Annotated in this window: 14 protein-coding genes; 7 read left to right on the forward strand and 7 right to left on the reverse strand. The window is 50.1% G+C overall.

Annotation, left to right across the window (positions count from 1 at the left end):
• Positions 1-40: 40 nt before the first annotated feature.
• Positions 41-1,858, reverse strand: coding sequence for an arginine--tRNA ligase (argS, locus tag P8J86_05220; protein MDG2054090.1), 1,818 nt, complete (start codon positions 1,856-1,858; stop codon positions 41-43).
• A 201-nt stretch (positions 1,859-2,059) separates the two neighbouring features.
• On the opposite strand from argS, the gene P8J86_05225 reads away from it, so the two are divergent.
• The 4 genes from P8J86_05225 to P8J86_05240 all read left to right on the forward strand — a co-directional run bounded on the left by P8J86_05225 (position 2,060) and on the right by P8J86_05240 (position 9,412).
• Positions 2,060-3,193: a cobalamin-dependent protein gene (locus tag P8J86_05225; GenBank protein ID MDG2054091.1), complete on the forward strand. Its 1,134-nt coding sequence runs from the start codon at positions 2,060-2,062 to the stop codon at positions 3,191-3,193.
• 34 nt (positions 3,194-3,227) lie between these two features.
• Positions 3,228-5,738, forward strand: a complete 2,511-nt coding sequence (locus P8J86_05230; GenBank protein ID MDG2054092.1) for an amino acid permease — start codon at positions 3,228-3,230, stop codon at positions 5,736-5,738.
• Positions 5,735-5,977 carry a hypothetical protein gene (locus P8J86_05235; protein ID MDG2054093.1) on the forward strand — a complete coding sequence of 81 codons (243 nt, stop codon included), beginning with the start codon at positions 5,735-5,737 and terminating at the stop codon, positions 5,975-5,977. The genes P8J86_05230 and P8J86_05235 overlap by 4 nt, the downstream gene beginning before the upstream one ends.
• Positions 5,978-6,052: 75 nt before the next feature.
• Positions 6,053-9,412: a S41 family peptidase gene (locus P8J86_05240; GenBank protein MDG2054094.1), complete on the forward strand. Its 3,360-nt coding sequence runs from the start codon at positions 6,053-6,055 to the stop codon at positions 9,410-9,412.
• Here the strand turns inward: P8J86_05240 and P8J86_05245 are convergent, their stop codons facing one another.
• Positions 9,413-10,963: an MmgE/PrpD family protein gene (locus P8J86_05245; GenBank protein MDG2054095.1), complete on the reverse strand. Its 1,551-nt coding sequence runs from the start codon at positions 10,961-10,963 to the stop codon at positions 9,413-9,415.
• A gap of 44 nt (positions 10,964-11,007) precedes the next feature.
• Positions 11,008-11,973, reverse strand: a complete 966-nt coding sequence (gene fbp / locus P8J86_05250; protein ID MDG2054096.1) for a class 1 fructose-bisphosphatase — start codon at positions 11,971-11,973, stop codon at positions 11,008-11,010.
• 232 nt (positions 11,974-12,205) lie between these two features.
• Here fbp and P8J86_05255 point away from each other — a divergent pair, with 232 nt between their 5' ends.
• Genes P8J86_05255 through P8J86_05265 form a run of 3 tightly spaced genes read left to right on the forward strand, consistent with a single transcriptional unit; the run spans position 12,206 to position 15,232 of the window.
• The gene (locus tag P8J86_05255) at positions 12,206-13,372 is read left to right on the forward strand and encodes a thiolase family protein (GenBank protein ID MDG2054097.1); all 1,167 of its coding nucleotides are present in this window, start codon (positions 12,206-12,208) and stop codon (positions 13,370-13,372) included.
• 43 nt (positions 13,373-13,415) lie between these two features.
• Positions 13,416-13,964, forward strand: a complete 549-nt coding sequence (locus tag P8J86_05260; GenBank protein MDG2054098.1) for a DUF4149 domain-containing protein — start codon at positions 13,416-13,418, stop codon at positions 13,962-13,964.
• Entirely contained in the window at positions 13,961-15,232 is a 1,272-nt protein-coding gene (locus tag P8J86_05265; GenBank protein ID MDG2054099.1) for an Nramp family divalent metal transporter, read from the forward strand. The genes P8J86_05260 and P8J86_05265 overlap by 4 nt, the downstream gene beginning before the upstream one ends.
• Here the strand turns inward: P8J86_05265 and P8J86_05270 are convergent.
• The 4 genes from P8J86_05270 to P8J86_05285 all read right to left on the reverse strand — a co-directional run bounded on the left by P8J86_05270 (position 15,229) and on the right by P8J86_05285 (position 20,321).
• Positions 15,229-17,202 carry a S41 family peptidase gene (locus P8J86_05270; protein ID MDG2054100.1) on the reverse strand — a complete coding sequence of 658 codons (1,974 nt, stop codon included), beginning with the start codon at positions 17,200-17,202 and terminating at the stop codon, positions 15,229-15,231. The two genes, P8J86_05265 and P8J86_05270, sit on opposite strands and share 4 nt — an antisense overlap.
• Positions 17,199-17,678: a nucleoside deaminase gene (locus P8J86_05275; GenBank protein ID MDG2054101.1), complete on the reverse strand. Its 480-nt coding sequence runs from the start codon at positions 17,676-17,678 to the stop codon at positions 17,199-17,201. Before P8J86_05275 ends, P8J86_05270 begins: the two co-directional genes overlap by 4 nt.
• Positions 17,675-18,715, reverse strand: coding sequence for a POTRA domain-containing protein (locus P8J86_05280; protein MDG2054102.1), 1,041 nt, complete (start codon positions 18,713-18,715; stop codon positions 17,675-17,677). Before P8J86_05280 ends, P8J86_05275 begins: the two co-directional genes overlap by 4 nt.
• 85 nt (positions 18,716-18,800) lie before the next feature.
• The gene (locus P8J86_05285; GenBank protein MDG2054103.1) at positions 18,801-20,321 is read right to left on the reverse strand and encodes an HlyD family efflux transporter periplasmic adaptor subunit; all 1,521 of its coding nucleotides are present in this window, start codon (positions 20,319-20,321) and stop codon (positions 18,801-18,803) included.
• Positions 20,322-20,429 lie beyond the last annotated feature (108 nt).

The raw sequence follows: 20,429 nt of genomic DNA on the forward strand, positions 1-20,429 counted from the left end.
CCTCTTTTTAATCGCTCGGTATGACTCGGTATTAAGTGAGTTACATTCGTTCTGGCGCATGAATTCCTAGAAGATCAAGGCCATCAGCAAGGACACGTCGGACAAGGTCGCAGAGTCTGAGTCGAGAGCATTGTGTGGCCTCATCACTAGCTTTCAGGACGGGGCATTGTTGATAAAAACTGTTGTAGGTTTCAGCAAGTCGATAAAGATAATTACATAGTCGATGGGGCTCAAGGCTTTGGGCAACCTCAGCGACCATTGGGCCATAGGCAAGTAGCACCAGGCCAAGTGCCCGCTCTTCTGGAGCCGCTAGTACCAGGGGCTGTTTTTCAAACGACACACCCTCAGCTCGGGAGAAGATTGAGCAGACTCGAGCATGTGCATATTGAAGATAAGGCCCCGTATTCCCTTCAAATGAAATCATTCTGTCCATATCAAAGACGTAGTCACGCAGTAAGTCATTGCTTAAATCAGCATATTTAACGGCGCCAATGCCAATAGCAGCGCCAGTCGCATCTAAAACAACTCTTTCTAGTCCGTGCGTCGGCGATTTTGGATCTTCGGCGCGCCGGTAGACCTCCTGCTGCCCCCTGGCCACAGCTTCGGTGAGCAGTGAACTGAGGCTGATGTTTTCACCACTTCTTGTCTTTAGTGGTTTCTTGTCTTTACCCAAGACTGATCCAAATGCGACATGCGAAAACTGAACCTGATTTCCATCCTTTGTTTGATCCCATCCAATGAGATGGGTCGCATCAAAGATGTCTCGGAAGTGATCCCGCTGGCGAGCATCGACGACATAGAGCACTCGGTCAGCACCCAAATCGTGTACACGATGATCAATGGCCGCAAGATCTGTGGTGGCGTATAGGAAGCCGCCATCTGACTTGCGGATCAAGAGTGGCCTTTCACGATCTTCGAATGGCACCACCAAAGCGCCTTGATCGGTCTTGGCGACGCCAGCAGATTCAAAGGCCTCAACGGTCTTCGCCAACATATCACGATAAAAAGACTCGCCACGATTGTGTTCGGGGCCAAGCGTAGATCCAAGAATATTAAGCATTTCATAGACAGCGCGCATCGTGCAATCAATGAGCTTATTCCATTGGGCGACAAGTTCAGCGTCATTATTTTGAAGGCCAATGAGCACTTGCTTTGCAGAAGCGAGTGCCTCATCTGCGCCAGTTTGCTGCGCTTCTAATTCTGCAACTCTATGACAGAGGCCTAGTCGACGAGCAGCTTCTAATCCGCGTGGATCAGATTTGATCGCCTGCTGAGCGATTCGGTAAGCGGTATCTAGATCATCAAGTACGAGTTGATCGAGATCGACCTCATCAAGCCTCAGTCGGTCGAGTACCAAAGCAATAGGAAGGCCCCAATCACCAAGGTGGTTTTCCCGTAGTACCGTGCGCCCCAGTCGCTCTAGGACACGAGCAAGCGCATCGCCAATAATTGTTGAACGAAGATGTCCGACATGAAGTGTCTTGGCGACATTGACACTGCAGAGATCAATAACAATTGGGTGGGTGTCTGGTTCTGGGCAAACACCCAGATCTTCATCGCTCATGTGCTCGAGCTGTGAGACGATCGCATCGTGCTTAAGAGTGATATTGATAAAGCCTGGGCCGGCAACCTCAAGTGGTTCAGCCAATTCACCAACATCTGTTGCTGCGACGATTGCTTCAGCAAGATCACGGGGCTTTTGCCCCATTTGTTTTGCTAATGACATGGCCACATTGGCCTGGAAGTCGCCATGCAGCGGGTTATTGCCGGGTCGCAGAATGGGATCAATATCTGCCGTGGGGTCTTCCAGCGCAGCAGCAATACCAGCCCGCAAGTGGGCGTCAAGGCGAATTGCCAAGCTTTGGGGCTTATCCTTGGGGGCATCAGCATTCATGGGAGGGTGGAGTATAGCCACCGACTGGTCCACAAATACAGAAGTAGCGATTCCCTGCTATTTTGGACCCCTTGGCACCGACTTTCCAGCATTACAGCGGTGGTTTCCTGGGTATCTCATGACAAAACAATGGGCATAGGTCCAAAAGCGAGATCGTAAAGACAGATGGCGAAGGCAATCACAGAACCAACAACGAGCTTGGAGCGGATTGACCGTTGCCAGGGTACCGATCACCGTCCCAGGGTTTTACTTGGCAAGATGGGCCTCGATGGACATGATCGTGGGGTGAAGCTCATTGCTAGAGCAATGCGTGATAGTGGAATTCACGTCATCTACTCCGGCCTCTGGCAGACGCCACGTAGTTTGGCCATCGCCGCTCGCGATGAAGATGTTGACTGTGTGGCAGGCTCAATGATGAGTAACTCTCACTTAGTCCTGGTGCCTCGACTTCTTGAAGAGTGCCGCGACCTTGGCCGAGAGGACATCACTATCAATATTGGCGGCATTATTCCAAAAGCCGATATTAAGACGCTGGAAGACGCTGGTGTAGCGAAGGTGTTCCATACTGGCACAAGTATGAACAACATTATTGAAAGCGTGATTGAAGCAACCACGCCTTATGCAGACAAGGCATTCGAACACCCAACCGCAGCGTTAGCAAGACAAATTACACTCGCTCAGCTGAGGCGACCAATCGGCAGCGCTCCCAGACGGAGACCGAAACATGTCATTGGCTTGACTGGTGCCCCGGGTGCAGGAAAGTCAACACTGGTGGCATCTATGGCATCAGAGATCGTTCGTGAAGGTGGAAAGCTGGCAGTCATTGCCTTTGATCCAATGAGTCCAATTACCAGTGGTGCTCTGCTTGGGGATCGATTACGAGTCGACTTCAATCAAGTCGATGAATCGGTGTTTTATAGAAGCCTCGCCATTGTCGGCGAGGACTACGCCGCGTTGACCGACACCATCGAGCTTTTGGGTGGGGCTGGCTTTGATAGAGTCATTGTCGAGACGGTTGGTGCGGGGCAAAATGACTGTGCCATTCGCGAGCATGTTGATACCACTGTTGTGGTTGTGGTTCCCGGTATGGGCGATTCAGTCCAGATGGATAAGGCCGGCATTCTTGAGATCGCAGATCTGTTTGTGGTCAATAAAGCCGACTTCGAGGGCGAGAATAAACTGGTCCGTGAACTACTGGATATCGCCGAGGGCCGCCAGATCTTTGAGACGGTTGCAACACGCGGCAAGGGTATTCCAGAGTTGCTCAGTGGTTTAAGCGGCTTGTCGGCTAAAAACTGAAAAGACTCTACAGGCTCGGTTACAATTCCATCCCATGGCATCACAGGACGCCCCTACCACTCCCAACACCGAGCAAGCCAACACGGCAGTGGCTGATGCTGGCCATGGCCAAGCGGTTACACAGCTCGCGCGCAATCTCAAATTATTAGACATCACAATGGTGGGCGTCGGGGCCATGATTGGGGCCGGTATCTTCGCGTTAGTGGGCATAGCTGCAGGCGCGGCTGGACCAGGATTGATTCTGGCTTTCTGCCTCAACGGTGTGTTGACACTACTGACCGCCATGGTTTATGCCGAGATCGGTAGCGCGATACCTGGTGCCGGTGGAGGCTACCTGTGGGTGAAATTTGGATTACCTGGTCCATGTGCATTTCTTGCAGGCTGGATGGACTGGCTTGCACACGCTGTTGCTGGCGCTCTCTATGCGGCGGTCTTTGGTGTCTACCTTGTTTGGGCGATGCAAACAATCTTCGGCTGGGGAGAAGTCGGACCAGTCACAGATCCCCACTCAGCAGGCACACTATTTGGCATGGATGCCATATGGTTTTCTAAAGGCCTCACACTCTTCGTCTGCTTGTTTTTCATCTGGGTGAATTACCGTGGATCGAGTGAAACCGGAAAAACAGGCAACATCATCACACTGGCGAAGATTGTTGTCATCGGTATTTTTATAATTTTTGGTCTCGTCACAATGATTAATGGGGGTGCCTTTGGGGAAGGACTTTCTAATTCATCAGTGGCCAGTAAGTTCACACCCCTGCTTCCAAATGGATTTGGTGGCGTGTTGGTTGCGATGGGCCTCACCTTTATTGCCTTTGAGGGCTATGAAATCATCGTTCAAGCTGGCGAAGAAGTTGTGGAACCAAGGAGAAATATTCCGCGGGCGGTTTTTCTGTCACTGCTCATTGTCATTCCAATTTATATCTTGGTCGCGATCGTTTGCCTCGGTGCAATTTCAATTCCAGAGCAAGAACTCCTTATTACTCAATCCGGAATCGAGCCAGGCTGGCTGGCCAGTGAGACTTGGCAATATATGGCGTCACTTGGCGAGCTTGGCGTGGCGACGGCGGCAAACCAGTTCATGCCATGGGGTACTGGTGCTATTCTTCTTGTTATTGGCGCCGTGCTTTCAACCATGAGTGCGCTAAACGCTACAACCTACAGCTCAACTCGCGTGAGTTTCGCAATGGGTCGCGATCGTTACTTGCCACCAGCAATGGCAACGATCTCTTCGAAGACACGCACGCCTGTCGTTGCACTGTTGGCGAGCGGTTTAATAATCATACTGACAGCGCTATTGCTCCCAGTCGAGACAGTGGCAGCGGCCACATGTGTTTTGTTTCTTCTCGTCTTTGCAGCGGTCAATCTTTCAAGTATTACAATTAGACGTAAATATGGAGACAAGCTTCGGTTCGGATTCGTAACACCAGCATTTCCGGTGATACCAATCATTTCCGTCGTTGGCCAAGTTGCTGTCGCCACATTTCTGTTTGTTTACATACCAATATCTCTGGTTATTGCGGTGGGTTGGATTGTGATCGGCCTTGTCCTTTATTACACCTACTCACGCAGACAAGAACACGATTACCGCGCTTCGCCGGTGATCTTTGAGCACAAAGATCTTGCGCCCGAGTCAAACTCACGTATTCTCGTGCCCGTTGCAAACCCCCGCACAAAGGGTCCGTTACTTGATTTAGCATCACGGCTTGCGGGCTGGAAGGATGGCAGTTGTTCGATCATCGTGTTGCATGTTGTGCATGTGCCGGAGCAACTTCCATATGCATCTGCTGGCCGCTTTATTAGCGAGGCCCGTACAGTTGTTAATGAGGGACTCGAGGAACTTCATGCCAAGGGTAGTAATGGCGCAGGACTGGTGCGATTGTCAAGAATCCCATCACAATCAATTGTTGAGACGATTGAAGAGCGCAAGATAGATACGCTTGTGATGGGTTGGGCTGGCCCACGAAGTCGCCACACGAGTCTTGCGAGACGTCGTGGGTTATTTATTGGCGATGAAGTTGATAGTGTTCTCGCTGAAGCGGACGCCAATACAGTTGTGCTTCGTGGGACACTGCCCAGTGATCCGAAGCGAATCTTAATCCCCTGCGCTAATCCAGATCAGGTTCGCTACTCAGTGCAAGTTGCAGAGATGATTGCCGGCTCTGAGACGGTCATAGAGCTTCTTCGAATCATGAGGCCAAACACTGAAGATGAATTTACTGACGAGGAATTGTTGGCTGAGATTTTCGGTGATACAACAGTTGTCAATAGCACACCAATCCGAAACCTAAAAATAGAAATCACTCGTAAGAGTGAGCGTGGCATTGTGGTACCTATTAGTGAGGCGGCTAAAAAGGCAGATGTACTCATACTAGGCGCAGCTTCAGAGACGTGGTTGACCCGTCGATCATTCACTCATCTGCATTTTGCAGTTGCATCTCAGTACGATGGCCCACTTCTGATGGTCAAAATGAAAACCGGACGTGCGAAGTTCGCACTACAGAAGGTTATTGACTTCTTCCTTTCAAGGGAGCCTGTGAAATGAGTCTGAAAGACCTTGAAAAAATGGGCTTGCTCAAGCCCGAGAAGGAGTGGGTGCAAGGCGAGCTAACAAGTACTTTGCCACCAACCCTATTAGCGATCATTACTGTGATTGGAATTCTGGGTTGTATTACGATTGGATTTGGTAATGGCGGATTTTGGACCTGGATAGGGATCATTGCTTTTCTTACGGCGCTTGTTGCTTTCGTTTGGCTCACTGTTTGGTCAATATCGCGACAATAGTTGCTCCGTCTTAGATGTGCTTGCCTTTACTGCTTATTATAGTTCTTGTTCCGTACCACTCATTGGAGAATTGATATGAGATTAAGAACTTGTCACGTCCATGCATTGTTGGTTTTAAGCTTCTTGGTTTTTCTAGACACTCCACTCGAAGCGCAACAAAGTGGCTACTACACACATCCAACAATTCGTGGTGATCAAGTTATTTTTGTCAGTGAGGGAGATCTTTTCTCTGCGGTGCTCTCCAATAAGAACGAGCAAGGGAGCATCCTTGCCCATCGGCTGACGAGTAGTGATGGAAGTGAGTCTGATCCTGTTCTGAGTCCAAACGGTAAGTGGGTTGCTTTCTCTGGCGAATACGATGGCAATACAGACATCTATGTCATGCCAATTGATGGTGGAAGTCCCCAAAGATTAACGTTTCATCCCGCAACTGATCGTGCGGTGGCTTGGTCACCTGATGGTCAACGCATCCTGTTTCGCACAACTCGCGCTCATCCGCTTGATCGAGATGAGCTTATGTCAATCTCACGAGCTGGCGGTATGCCTGAGCGGCTTCCTTTTGGCGAGGGTACACAAGCATCATTTAGTTCTAGTGGAAACCAGCTCGCATTTACGCCTCACTCGAACGAAGGCTGGACATGGAAACGCTATCGCGGAGGCACAGCGCCAGACATCTGGATCGCCAACCTGGTTGGTGGTAACTACACGAAGCTTACGAAGAGTGATGCCAATGATATGTATCCCATGTGGATGCAGGGTCGGGTTTATTTTCTATCGGATCGTGGTGGCACACCGAACATTTTTTCGATGTCACCCAATGGTGAAGATCTAAAGCAGCATACAACGATGGTCTCATCAAATGATTTATCTCAAGGTATGAGCGCCCACGATATTCGTTGGCCAAGTCAAGATCGGAAGCCTGGTGGCAATCAAATTGTCTTCTCACAAGGCGGAAAACTGGGACGGTTTACAAAAGATGAACAGGTTGAGCACCTTCCCATTGCGATCGCTAGTGATCGCGTGGCATCGCGCCCACGACATGTTCCTCTTGAAGAGAACATGACCACCTTTGCGCTTTCTCCAGCAGGTGACGAAGTGCTTGTGGAGGCTCGGGGCGAGTTAATTATTGTTCCAGTTGACGGTACAGCTCGACGCCTGACACGAACCAGTGGTGTTCGTGAATGGGGCGCTACATTTACTACGGAAGATGAGTTGTTGATCATCACAGATCGTTCAGGTGAACAGCAACTTGCTTTACTTTCAACCAGCGGCGATGAATCACCTATGGGTCTCACAGATTTGCTCGACAAATGGATATATCCACCGCAAATGTCACCAGACGGCCAGTGGATTGCTTATGGGGATAAGACCTTCGCCCTTTATCTCACGAATATGTCACTCTTGGAGCCAATCAAGGTTGCCACAGATTCCCAACAGCCAATAACTGACTACCGTTTCTCTCCAGATAGTCAGTGGCTGGCGTACACACAAACACTAGAAACTGGTGTGAGTCAGATTTACTTACTCAATATAGGCACGAAAAAGAAGTTCACGATCAGTGATGGATTGCACTCTGATAGTGAGCCACGCTGGGACCCAGCAGGTCTTTACTTGTACTTTGTCTCTGGTAGAGATCTTTCTGCGGCGATGGGTAACCTTGATTTTCAACATGTTCACGATGCAACTGATCGGCTTGTGGCAGTGCCATTGGCAGAGCATACGCCTCCACCAGATTCAAAGGCGATGCGGTCAGTCGAATTTGATGTGGACTATTGGAGCATGCCTCCGACATGGTCGGACTTCGATGAAGAGATGGATGAAGAAGAATCTGATGAAGTGTTGCCAATGCAAATTGATCCAGCAGGTTTATCACGCCGTCATTACACATTTGAAACACCAGCAGGCTCGTACGCTGGACTCGAGGCAACATGGGGTGGCTTGCTTTATATCAACGAGCCCGGTGAGCGATTAGATCAACAAGAGCAGGCCGATTGGATTGAACTCAATATGGCAGGTGGCAAGTATGGCATTATGAAATTGGATGCGATTGACGGCGAGCCAGAGCTCATTGCTCCTGGTGTTGGTGAATTCGCAATCAATATGGACCGCAACATGATTGCTTATTCAGGCGATATGGGAATGACGGTTCTCGATCTAGAAACAATGGATGAGTTGCCCATTGATTTATCCATGGAGCAGTTACACGTGGACATTCCCAGTGAGTGGTCACATATGTTTGAGGAAGCTTGGCGAAGACAAAGGGATTTTTTCTGGGCACCAAACATGGGTGGTGTCGACTGGGATGCTGTTGGAGCGAAGTATCGCGCCGTGCTTCCTCAGATCGGTTCTCGCGAAGAACTCAATGATCTGATTGGCGAAATGTATGGGGAACTACAAGCCAGCCATGCCTATATCGGAGGCGGTGATCCAGCAGATTGGGCTGATTACATTGATGTGGGCCTTCTTGGTATTGATGGGCATGCTGAGAGGGATGGCTTTCGAATAGATCGTATTCTTCCAGCGCAAGGTTGGACAAGCGATGCGGCCAGTCCATTAGATGCCGCATGGCAGGATGTTTCTGAAGGTGATCTCATCGTTGCAATCAATGGACAGCCAGTTAGTGCTCGCAGCAATATTTATGAGCACTTGCAAGGGCAGGCCGGCAAGACAGTACGTCTTTCATTGAGGGGTAAGAATCAAGACGACGATCCGATGTCTGAATCGCGTGTTATTGAAGTAGAGGCACTGGTTGACGAAATGACCTTGCGCTACTTGGATTGGGTGGAGAACAATCGACGGGTTGTCACTGAGGCGACTGATGGCCAAGTTGGCTATCTACACATCCCAGACATGGATGGCCTTGGGTTGACGATGTTTAGTCGCTATTACTACCCACAGATTAAAAAAGACGCATTGATCATCGATATTCGCAATAACGGTGGCGGCTTCGTGAGTCAGATGATCATTGAGCGCCTTGCTCGAGAAGTGCTTGGTTACGACTCTATTCGTCATGGAATAGACATGACGTATCCGTGGTGCACTTTTCAAGGGCCAATGGTCGCACTCATAGATCAACATGCTGGATCGGATGGAGACATCTTTCCAGCGATGTTTCGGCGCAAGCAATTAGGACCATTGATTGGTACGCGTACATGGGGCGGTGTGATTGGTATATCCGAAGGTGTGCCATTTCTTGATGGTGGCTATCACACCCAACCCGAGGCTGCTTGGTGGGAAGCAGAAGGTGGATGGACACTAGAGAATCGTGGTGTTGAACCAGATATTGAGGTCGCCTTTACGCCTTCAGATCGTGATGCAAATGTCGACCCACAATTAGAGATGGGTATCCAAGAAGCCATGCGGTTGTTACAAACCCAGGGAACAGAAAAACCAACACGACCACCCTACCCAACCGAGCCGATGCCTGGGCAGTGATCAGTGGAAATCGCGGCGCTCTAGCAATGTGAAGTCGAAAAGGTCTAAGAGCTGGGCGGTTGTTAGTTCATCAATTGAGCGGCACTTTTGTATCAGATCGGTTGGCTCGGCAATGGCGAGGTGTCCATGCCGATCAAATTTAGTGTCAAGCAGAGCATTGAGGTCAGATGTGGTATTTCGTGCATGACCAGCGGGGTACATCACCATGCCACTATCAAAAGACTCACCGCCTGCTAAAGAAATGACCATTGATGTCGGAATCCCGTCCGGATATCGATCATCGAATTCCTTGCCGCCATGGATGAAGTGAATACGACCCATCAAAGCCCTGGTGCGGTCATTGAAAATAGCTTCATCACTGTAGTCATATGGACCAAGCATGAGTGCTTGCCAAGTCTCATCAATTGTTTCGGGTAAGCCACTTTGGCTTGCTAAATCCATTGCCTTGCGCAGAATTGTTGAAACGATATACACCATTGAGTGATCGGCGCTCTGTCGGGTCTTGGGATCTTTCTTTGCGGGATCACCAATGATGCCATAAGCGGGCTCGTAAGCGGTGATGTCAATTCGCTCAATTTGATCAAGTGCCTGACAGAGTTCTGGATGTTCATGGATGAGCGTAATGAGTCCGTGCAGTGCGCCAGCAGATTGATGTTCATAAAGTCCGATCTTGAAGTGCATACCCATGACAGCAAAGTCATCGCCACTTTCCCCAAGGACAAGGTCGAACGGGCAATCGCCATCAGTCGGCTCAAACTGTCGCCAGATCGCCTCTGGATTACGGAAAATGTCTGCTGGTCCCATGAATCCGTTCATAGAGCGAATCATTGACATCACAGCAACCTCACTGCTAATCGCGGCAGAGGCGCCTTTCGAATCAGAAAGTTGCTTGCCAGCACGAATGGCTCGCCAGGGAATGAAGTGAGCGACCACCATTCCAATCGCTGATTCAATTTGATCAGCGGTCGCACCACACATCGCTCCGTACACGGCTGCTGAAGCAATCGCGCCGTGAACAACGTGGTCAATCTTATATGACTTGAGACTAAAGACCTCTGCGAGCCTGCCACGAATCTCGTCGAGGCAGATCATGCCCCGGAGCGCGGTGGCACCATCAAGGTTCATGACTTGCGCAGCAGCAATTGGCACACCATAGAAATCATTGTGCCCAAACTCGCCAGCGGTGTTTCCAAGTTGGGGGTTGTAGCCAAAGACGGTTCCGTTTGAATCCCATTCACGAACCGCAGAACAATTTGCAACAACCGCTTTTTCTGGACGCACTCGCACAGGAGAGCCAAACACAGTGGCGCCTTGATCGTCACCGTATTCAAGTGCTTCTGCACGCAAAATACACGGTGCATTTGTTCCTAATGAAAGGGCTGACAATCCAACAAGAACAGCATCCGTAAAGAACAACCTTGTTCTTTGTAGCACTGATTCATCAGGCTTCCCAATACGATTTGACATAAAGTCAATCGCATATTGTCCAATGCCGTGAGCCTGATTTGTGTTGCGGGGTAAGGTGACAAACGTATTAGTTGCAGTAGCCATGGAACCTCAGTTGTTTAGGAATGAGTCGAAAAAAGATAAACTCGTTATAGAAATCGCTGGACGTGCTCAACTTCTTCTGTCGAACCCAAAATAACACTGGTTCTTTGATGAAGTCCTGTTGGCGACATATCACAGATCGCAGTCTCGCCATTAATGGCCCTGCCACCTGCCTGCTCAATGACCATGGCCATTGGGTTTGCTTCATACATCAAGCGAAGTTTGCCGTTTGGGTGTATGGCAGTTGGCGGATAAAGAAAGACGCCACCTTTCAATAAGGTGCGATGTACATCGGCCACCATCGAACCAATGTAACGGCTTGAGTAGCCCTCTTGATGGGCCCAATTTAGATATTGCTTGTAGCCAGGCGGGAATGTGTCGGTATAGGCCTCATTCACAGAGTACGTCTTGCTGGATTTTGGAATTTTGATATCCCGCTCTACCAGAACAAACGAACCAATTGACTGATCAAGTACAAACATGTGGACACCGCGACCAGTCGTGAGAATGAGTACAACTGATGATCCATATAAGACGTATCCAGCAGCGACCTGATGCACACCTTGTTGAAGAATGGCGGCTTCTGCATCAGTAGGATGCTCATCGCTCAGCTTGATAATGCTGAAGATAGTTCCTACACCGACACAAAAATCGAGATTGGATGAGCCATCCAGTGGGTCAAAGAGTACGGCGTACCGCCCACCCTCGCCTCGTGCTCGAAGCAATCTGGGTTCCTCATCTTCTTCGGAAGCCAGTACACCAACATTCGCACGATCACCGAGGCAGCGCATAATCAATTCATTGGCTAATACATCGAGCTTTTGTTGTTGCTCTCCATGGACGTTTTGAGCACCCTCACCGTGTTCACCCAATACATCATCGATGCGAGCCCGCCGGACCTTGTTTGCAATCGTCTTGGCTGACAAGGAGATGGCGGAGAGTATCCACGAGAAATCGCCGGTTGCTCCGGGATATTGCTGCTCCTCTGCCAAGATATGGCTTTGGAGGCTCATCAGATTGTCGTTGCTCATATGGGCGGACATAGTTTGGTTGGACCGTGCTAAACTTCTCCCCCTCACCACATCGCCTAAGGACCCGCAGTGGGTGCTTGCCGGCTTTACGAGGTGAGTTGCAAGTGCGATTGTACCGCAATGCACTGTAACAGGCAGAGACCTGACCCCCTGACGAGACCGAGACCATGCTTAGAGCTCAAAGGACCGAACAAAAAGAAAAGGATGCCACCAGATGCCAGTGATATTAGCCGCCCGCCGCACACCAATTGGCCGACTGCTCGGCGGACTCAGCCGCTTGCCCAGCCCCAAACTTGGATCATTTGCAATTGAAGCAGCTTTGGAGGCTGTACCTTCGGCTCGTGATCGAATTGACGAGTGCATCATGGGGTGTGTGCTACAAGCAGGTTTAGGCCAGAACCCAGCTCGACAAGCAGCATTGGGCGCGGGCCTTCCCACTTCATTGAGTTGCCAGACTATCAATAAGGTCTGCGGCTCAGGACTACAGAGCGTGATGCTCGCTGCCCAATCTATAAAGGCTGGCGATAACGAAGTTGTTATGGCAGGTGGTTTTGAGAGTATGTCACGAGCGCCGCACCTATCGCACATTAGAGCTGGTGTTAAGTTTGGACCTGGCGACATGGTTGATCATATGCAGCACGACGGTTTAACTTGTGCGTTTGAGGAATGGGCGATGGGTTGCGCAGCTGATCATATTGCTGAGAAGCACAGTATTTCCCGCGAAGCTCAAGACCAATTTAGTGCACAGAGTCATCTCAGAGCGGCAGCCGCACAAGAAGCTGGATACTTTGATGCAGAGATGATTCAACTTGATGGCGGGCAACTTAAACAGAGGTTTGATGTTGGTGCCGACGAAGGCGTTCGAGCAGACTCATCTGCAGAGTCTCTCTCCAAATTGCGTGCGGCATTTGGTAAGGATGGCACCGTAACAGCAGGGAATGCTTCACAGATAAGTGACGGCGCCGCAGCTCTTATTGTGGCCTCAGAAGAAGCCGCAAAGGAAATTGGCGCAGATCCAATGGCGCGTATTGTTGGTTACAACACCGTTGGCGTTGATCCAAAGGAGATCTTTTCGGCACCTGCGGCAGGCATGGCTAAACTCCTAAAAGACCATCGTTTGACGGTAGATGATGTGGATCTCTTTGAGATTAACGAAGCCTTTGCGGCGCAGGCCATGGCGAATGCGACGGAACTTGGCGTGCCGGAAGAGAAGCTCAATATTTGTGGTGGAGGCGTGGCCCTGGGGCACCCTATTGGTGCTTCGGGTGCTCGAGTATTGACAACATTGGTGCATCAGATGGTGCGGACAGATTCAAAGAAAGGCGTTGTTAGCCTGTGCCTAGGCGGCGGTAATGCGGTTTCGATGCTGATCGAGCGATAGGCCGATACTAGTCAATGTTCAATAGAAACCACGGAGACAATCCATGATCACAGTGTATTTTTCGGTCGCTACCGCCTTACTTCTTGCAGCAGCTTTTGGCTCTATGATTTTTCTATCATTCGTTATGACGCCACTGGTTTTTCGCCACTTTGGCAAAGAACAAGGCGGACCGTTCATGCGCAAGATCTTTCCTCGTTATTATTTGTTGACCGGCATGTGCGTACTGATTGCCACGGGACTTTTGGTTGTGCAGCTTGTCGCCACTGGTCATTGGATCTTATTGTTGAGTGTGATTCTTGGGGCGGCCTCAGTCGCCATGTTTTGGTTGCTTCGTCAGAACATCATTCCAATGATTGATTCGGCTCACGCTAAAGCAAACAATGGAGATGCTGAAGGGAAGAAGCACTTCAAGTGGCTTCATAGAGCGAGTATGGCAATGAATCTGGTTCAGATCATTATCGTGGGCTTTATGGTTGGACAGATTGCAGTTTGGGACGAGCCGACAACGACTGCAGAGCAGACCGAAGTTCGCGCCAATGAATCTGCTACGGCGGCTCAATCTCCAAGCAAGGATGAGAAGGCAGATACGTGAAGGGTTCTGCTCGTCCAGGCCTATTAGCCGTTATTGGCCCAGGCCTTGTGATTGCTGCAACTGGGGTCGGGGCGGGTGATCTGGCCACTGCAGGCTTTGCTGGCGCAGCCATTGGACTTTCAGTTCTCTGGGCTGTCTGCTTAGGCGCTGCAATGAAATTTGTTCTCACTGAGGGACTGGCGCGATGGCAACTGGCCACAGGGCGCACGCTACTAGAGGGGGCCGTTGATCACTTTGGACGTTGGGCGTCGGTGATTTTCTTAATCTACTTAATTCCATTTACGTACTTTGTTGGTGCCGCATTAATAAGTGCTTGTGGTGTGACAACAAGCGCTATGCTGCCAGTCTTTGGTGATCCAGTTGTTGGCCGATTCATCTTTGGAGCCGCATTTAGTATTCTCGGCCTTCTGTTTGTTTGGTATGGCCAATACGCGATCTTTGAACGGATTATGGCAATCTGTGTCGCAGTGATGTTTTTGATTGTGGTTGTGACTGCGGTACTCATCGCTGATGACTGGGGAGGGATTGCGAAAGGCCTCTTGGTTCCAACGGTTTCGCTTCCTAAAGACGAGTTAACGACAGCCCAGTTTGGTTGGGTTATCGCGCTCATTGGCGGCGTAGGCGGTACAGTCACACTCTTGTGTTATGGCTATTGGATCCGCGAGGCGGGGCGCGATAGCCCAAGTCAAATCCGGTTATGTCGTATTGATCTCGCAGTTGGCTATACAGTTACGGCATTATTTGGCATAGCAATTGTCATTATTTCAAATGGCATGAACGTTGACGGCAAAGGCGCCAACCTCATTTTAAGTATGGCGAATCAACTGGAAGCAAAAGTTGGCTCGATTGGCCGGTGGGCATTCTTGATTGGTGCCTGGGCAGCGGTGTTTAGTAGTTTGTTGGGCGTGTGGCAGGCCATACCTTTTCTTTTTAGTGATGCTGTGCGTCGCTTGAAATTAGGCAGAGAAGATGCCCAGGGCACGGTTGATACACGAGCACCGCTCTATCGCGGCTTTCTCATCGCATTAGCATTGGTTCCTCTTGTTCAGGTCGCACAGCCCTTTGCCCAAGTACAAAAGGCATATGCACTCTTTGGTGCATTCTTCTTGCCATTGCTTGCCATCGTGCTCTTGCTACTCAATACCCGTCGTCGTTGGATAGGTGACCATTTGGTTAATGGTTTTCTGGCAACGGCATCATTGCTTGTGACGCTTTTGTTTTTCTTATTAGCGGCAGCGATTAAACTAGGTTTGTTTACAGCGAATTAGGGCTGTGTCGGTCGATATTTCGGTCGGGGCACGGGCCATCTTTCGGCCTTCTTAATGAGCTCAACAGCTGTTTCTAACTGCCGGTCACTCTGACCTATAAAGTCGCTAGGCTCCGGTATCACAATGACATCTGGCTCAACACCATTGCCATCGTAGAGCTGACCCCGTTTTCGAAATGATGCCATCGACGACATACGTGGGGATAAACCACTGTGAGCTAATTTGATGCGCTGGGCACGACCAGAGCCACCACCAGAGGTGGTTCCAACGAGCAACACGTTTTCTCGGTCTTTCATGGCTCCCAGAAAAATATCGGTTGCACTGAAGCTGCCCCCATCCAGGAGTACCACAATTGGTTTGTCGTATTCATATGCCCATGCAGCTCGTCCACCAGCACCGAGTACAAAGTAGTGCCAGGGGCTGAATTGTCCTGGTGGCAACTTCATTTCGGGGTCAAAGCCGGGGACGGCATGGCTGATCGAAGCACGCTCGGGGCCACTCAATAGAGGGTCATCAGCTCGATACATACTTCGTGCTGCAAGGTGGTTCTTTGGAAACGCTTCATTAAGGCGGTAGGCCCCGATATTGATGACCTGAGGTGGCTCGCGATCACCTTTGATGAATTCATGAAACGTTTTTAGTGCTTGACGAGATCCGCCGCCATTGCCTCGAACATCAACAATGAGACCATCTGTCCCCTTTGATTCAGCCATGAGGCCAATGATTTCTTGTACTTGCTTCTCATCCATGCGCTCTAATCGTAAGTAGGCAATGTTGTCATCACGGATTGTTGTCTCAAGCTCGTCAAGCCGATTTCCCTTCAGAGGAGAAGAGCTCATCAAAACGGGTTGTTCGATTGTCGAGTTCCCGTCGAGGGAACCTAAAAGAAGAACAACAACATCACTCCCCCAATCTTCGCTCTCTGGGCTATCACCTTCTTCATAATCTAGTAATCGCCTCATTGCTCCAACCTCAGCGGCCACCTGAAGAGCACGTCGGTTGACAAGTGGATCAGATCCCGCTGATTGAAGCCAACGTGCCACCTCCATCCAATCATCAATCAGAAAGCCATCGATTCCAAGAAGGACTGGATACTCAGGATCAACAAAGCCATCACGATCTTTATTGACAGCGAGAAATTGATCACCATCAGTTTCAATAAAAAAAGGTAATGAGCCCGTAGGAAACACACGGTTGACACCCGAGACGCGGGTATGCCCATCACCGAAAATACCAAGCATCATTTGTAGCTGAAAGCCAAAGTCATCAACCCGAATACCATCACCTAAAGAGGCTCTAATGGCATCCAGAGCGGCTCGATAGTCAACATCAGTTCTATGGAGATAGGCGTATTGTTCTTCTAATGCTTGCTCAAGTTGGTCAAGATCCTCCGCAGCCTCTTCGGCGGTGAGCCATTGCGTTTGACGAGCGTCGGGAGAGGCAACTCTCTTTGTCAAGAAAGACAAATGTTCAGGAATCTCTGTCGCATGTTGTCGTGATGAGCGCGCCACATCACGCTGTTTTACAGCCTCCTCAGCGTCCTTTTTTTCCTTATTCGATTCCCATATCCGCTGCCGATTCGCAGCCGTCATGGGGACATCATTGAATTCCATTTCTGGGCCACCCTGAACACTGCGTACCAGTATTGTCACGGTGTTGCCAGGTAGCGGATGACCAGATTCTGCCATCAACTGCACCAAATCTTCGCCAAATCGCTTTTGCGCTCTGTCACCGTATTGCTTTCGCGCAAAATCATGGAGGTCTTTAATCGGGATACCTTCAATCGCTAGCAAATCAAACCAATTCCCACCCAACATAATTTCGGGGCCATCATCATTAAATCGAATGGCTTCGAATGGGCTGAGCTTGGGATAGTGATCATCATCACCCCAAGTGACTGAGGGCAGTAAGAACACGACCCAAAGACAGAGCATGTTGAGACACAAAAAAGAGGTGCTACTTCGTTTCATTCACCAAGATCCTCATTCCAGAGATCGGGTTTCTCACGTCGCAACGTGGCCATAAGTTCGATACAGCGAGAGTCATCAAGCACAATTGTCTCTACGCCCGCGTTCTTTAGCCAAGTGGTAGAAGTCTCTAACATCGACATCCAGGTCTGCGCGTGGCTGAAGGTCGATGTCTCGCCAACAACAATGCGTGGAATTCGCAGAAACACACCAAGACCAGTACACATGGTGCAAGGCCACAAGGTTGTGACCAATGTCAGGTCTTCCCAATCACGTCTTCGACCGGCATTGCGAATGCATACAACCTCACCATGAGCGGTGGGATCGCCACTTTGCACGCGCAAATTGTGTCCACGGGCGACAATAGTTCCAGATTGATCAACGAGCACCGCACCAATTGGTATGCCGCCCTCTGACCAAGACTTCTCCGCCTGCTCAATGGCGCTATCCAGCCATTTAATGTAATTCGCTTGGCTCACGGTTCATCTGAAGCTGTTGCAGCCATTTCTTGTGGCTCGGTCACGCGGTAAACAAGCATCCATTCATCTTCAAGCATGTCTTGATCGATACCAACGTCGGTTCCATCGAGGCCTCGCTCTTGGTAAAGCAAGATAATCCGCTGTCGTCCCTCTTCAATCGCAGCATCATCACGAATATCGCCAGGTTGCGCTGCTAATAGCTGCGTCAACTCTCGATCAGTAATCGTGGTGTTACCAACAATGACGATTTGTTTGATCACAGGTGTCTCAGTCACCTGATAAACAAGATCGATAGAACCATCTGGGCGCGTTGAAGTTGACCAATCGACATCGGCATAAACACCAAGCATTGTCAATGCAGCAATATCACGGTCGACAAGATCCTGATCAAATGGCTGTCCTGCTTTCGCCTTAATGACGTACTGCGCAGGTTCAGCTCGACTGGCGGTCGCACCAGTAATCTTGACTGAGGCAAAGTGTGGAGGCTTTGGGGCAGCCGTTTTTCCAGTTGCCAGTTCATCTTCCGGAAGCTCCAAGCCCTCTTCGATGCGCTGGTATCGAAGTGCAGCTGGATAGCTGGGGGTTGGCTGTGGCGTGGGAATCCGCCAGCGGCGAGCATTGATGACCGCATAATCATTCATCAAGCCTCGATCAAAGAAGATGGTTGCTAAGGCATACTGTCCCTGGCCACTCGGGTAAATCACATCGACTTCGCCCTGAAAACCACGCGATCGAACCTCTTTGATATGTAATGCTGACTCGCTTGAATCGATCATGGGTCGGCCTCGACCCAACCGTTCAATGATGTCGTCATAGATGGATGCTGGTGTGCCCTCGGGGAGGTTGATAATTAACTCTTCATTGACACCATAGCTCTCATCGGCGTATCGCAATGATTCAACAACAAGAGTTGACATTGGTTCATGCCCAATATCGTGTCTGGAACTGATGTGTTCAACACCGGGGTATGTGTTGTATGGGGCGCACGATGCAAGAAGCCCAAAGATGGCAATGGTTAAAAAACGGCGGTCGATCATAATGAATCCTCCTTGGCCTCAATCACTGGCGTGCGTACGAAGGAATACTACCACGGAACAAGTTTTGATCGAATGGGCCGCGTGGTCAAGAACGATCTTCGATCCGTACGGCGATCTCTGATGGGGCGGGCTTCCGAAGCAGGACCACGCCACCTGGCTCGAGGCCATCCAGTATTTCAGCGTAAAGGTCTGAGACTTGGCCAAGCTTGATCGCTCGCTGATGGAAGCCGTCTGGTTCCAGCACATACGTGTAAATCACCGCCCCACTTCTGTGAATGGCGGGTATGGGTATGTAAAGCACATCTTCTACTGCAGCAACAACGATCTCAGCTTTGCATCTCATTGAGGGCTTAAGGCCAAGGCCTTCCGCCTTATGCAGTTTCACTTTTACGGTGTAGTCGCGGCGGTTGGGATCACGCCAGCCACCACCCTCTGCAAGTACGCCAACCTGAAGTACCTCGCCATGGACAACCTGATCTGGCAAGGCATCGGAAGACACCATGACTGGCTGTCCTGATTCGATCATGCCACTGAGGGCCTCATTGACTTTGACCTCAGCAATCATCTGTGAGGTGTCAGGCAGGACAATGACGGGTTGGTTGCGATTTAACTCAGTGCCAACCGAAGGCGGATTGTCTCGGTCACGCCAGCCCATTGATTCAAGACTACTGGCATAAACCACCAACCCACTTGCAGGGGCTGTTACCGTGCAACGGCTTAGTTGGTCTTGCAATTTTTCTAATCGTTCGTTTGTGGAGCTGACTTGCTGGGTAGCAAGTTCAACATCACTCATTTTGGCGCGAACAGACGCGTCGAGCCTCATTTGAGCGCGGCCAGACTCAGCTGTTGCTTGGGTGACATCCGAGCTCAATTTCTTGAGCTCCTGCTCCCGCGTGTATTCCAGATAGATAGTCCGATTAAGTCTTGCTGTCTTGAGCGCTACTTGTGCGTTGAGATACGCAATCTCATCCTTGAGAAGCTCTTCATTATTGATGAAGTCCTTCTCTTTTAGGGTTTGTGAGTGTTCAAATCGCTGAGCTAACCGGTCATGGTCTTTCTCTGCCGTCTGGATACCCATTTCCAATTCTTGTTTCTTGGAAATATCGTGTCCCTCGAGCCATGCTTCGAGCGCTATCTCAGTGAGGTCAATCGTAACTTGCCGCTCTGCGACTTCTGAAGCCTGTGTTTGCTTTTGTATTTCCCAAGCAGCCTTTGCAGCATCCAACGCATTGTCGGCGCGCGAAACTTCTTCCTCTAGCTTCTTGATGTTATCTCTTACGGCTCCATCATCGAAGCGAAGCAACACTTGCCCCTCCTGGACGATTGTGCCTTCATCAACAATCTCTGAGATGACGGCGCGACCTTCAAGTGTGTTATAAATCTCGATCTGTTTCATTGCGGCGAGTTCGCCAGAGCATGGAACAGTAATCTCAAATCCACCACGATCAACAGTAAACAATTCAGCGGTGGACGCTTCAGCAACATCACTTCCACCAAGGCTCACGCCAAGAATGACAGCCAAGCCAAGGCCCACAGCAGCGACGCCACCCAACATGAGTGGTGCAATTTGTCCAAGGCGACGAGGTTGTGATCGTGTCGTATTCATAGATCCGTTATGAGCTCCACGAAGGGCGGAGCACTTTTTATATTCATTTTGGTTCACTAGAGAGTCCTATGGTATGTCGCCAAAGAGACTCTATCCATAGGCAACTGA

This window comes from Phycisphaerales bacterium (assembly GCA_029268515.1).
GTDB lineage: Bacteria > Planctomycetota > Phycisphaerae > Phycisphaerales > SM1A02 > JAQWNP01.

Bases quoted from the DNA above. Each gene is read 5' to 3' on its own strand.
- P8J86_05285 (MDG2054103.1), bottom strand. From the start codon at position 20,321: ATGAATACGACACGATCACAACCTCGTCGCCTTGGACAAATTGCACCA.
- P8J86_05230 (MDG2054092.1), top strand. From the start codon at position 3,228: ATGGCATCACAGGACGCCCCTACCACTCCCAACACCGAGCAAGCCAAC.
- P8J86_05270 (MDG2054100.1), bottom strand. From the start codon at position 17,202: ATGAAACGAAGTAGCACCTCTTTTTTGTGTCTCAACATGCTCTGTCTT.
- P8J86_05260 (MDG2054098.1), top strand. From the start codon at position 13,416: ATGATCACAGTGTATTTTTCGGTCGCTACCGCCTTACTTCTTGCAGCA.
- fbp (MDG2054096.1), bottom strand. From the start codon at position 11,973: ATGAGCCTCCAAAGCCATATCTTGGCAGAGGAGCAGCAATATCCCGGA.
- P8J86_05280 (MDG2054102.1), bottom strand. From the start codon at position 18,715: ATGATCGACCGCCGTTTTTTAACCATTGCCATCTTTGGGCTTCTTGCA.
- P8J86_05240 (MDG2054094.1), top strand. From the start codon at position 6,053: ATGAGATTAAGAACTTGTCACGTCCATGCATTGTTGGTTTTAAGCTTC.
- P8J86_05255 (MDG2054097.1), top strand. From the start codon at position 12,206: ATGCCAGTGATATTAGCCGCCCGCCGCACACCAATTGGCCGACTGCTC.
- P8J86_05245 (MDG2054095.1), bottom strand. From the start codon at position 10,963: ATGGCTACTGCAACTAATACGTTTGTCACCTTACCCCGCAACACAAAT.
- P8J86_05235 (MDG2054093.1), top strand. From the start codon at position 5,735: ATGAGTCTGAAAGACCTTGAAAAAATGGGCTTGCTCAAGCCCGAGAAG.
- P8J86_05225 (MDG2054091.1), top strand. From the start codon at position 2,060: ATGGCGAAGGCAATCACAGAACCAACAACGAGCTTGGAGCGGATTGAC.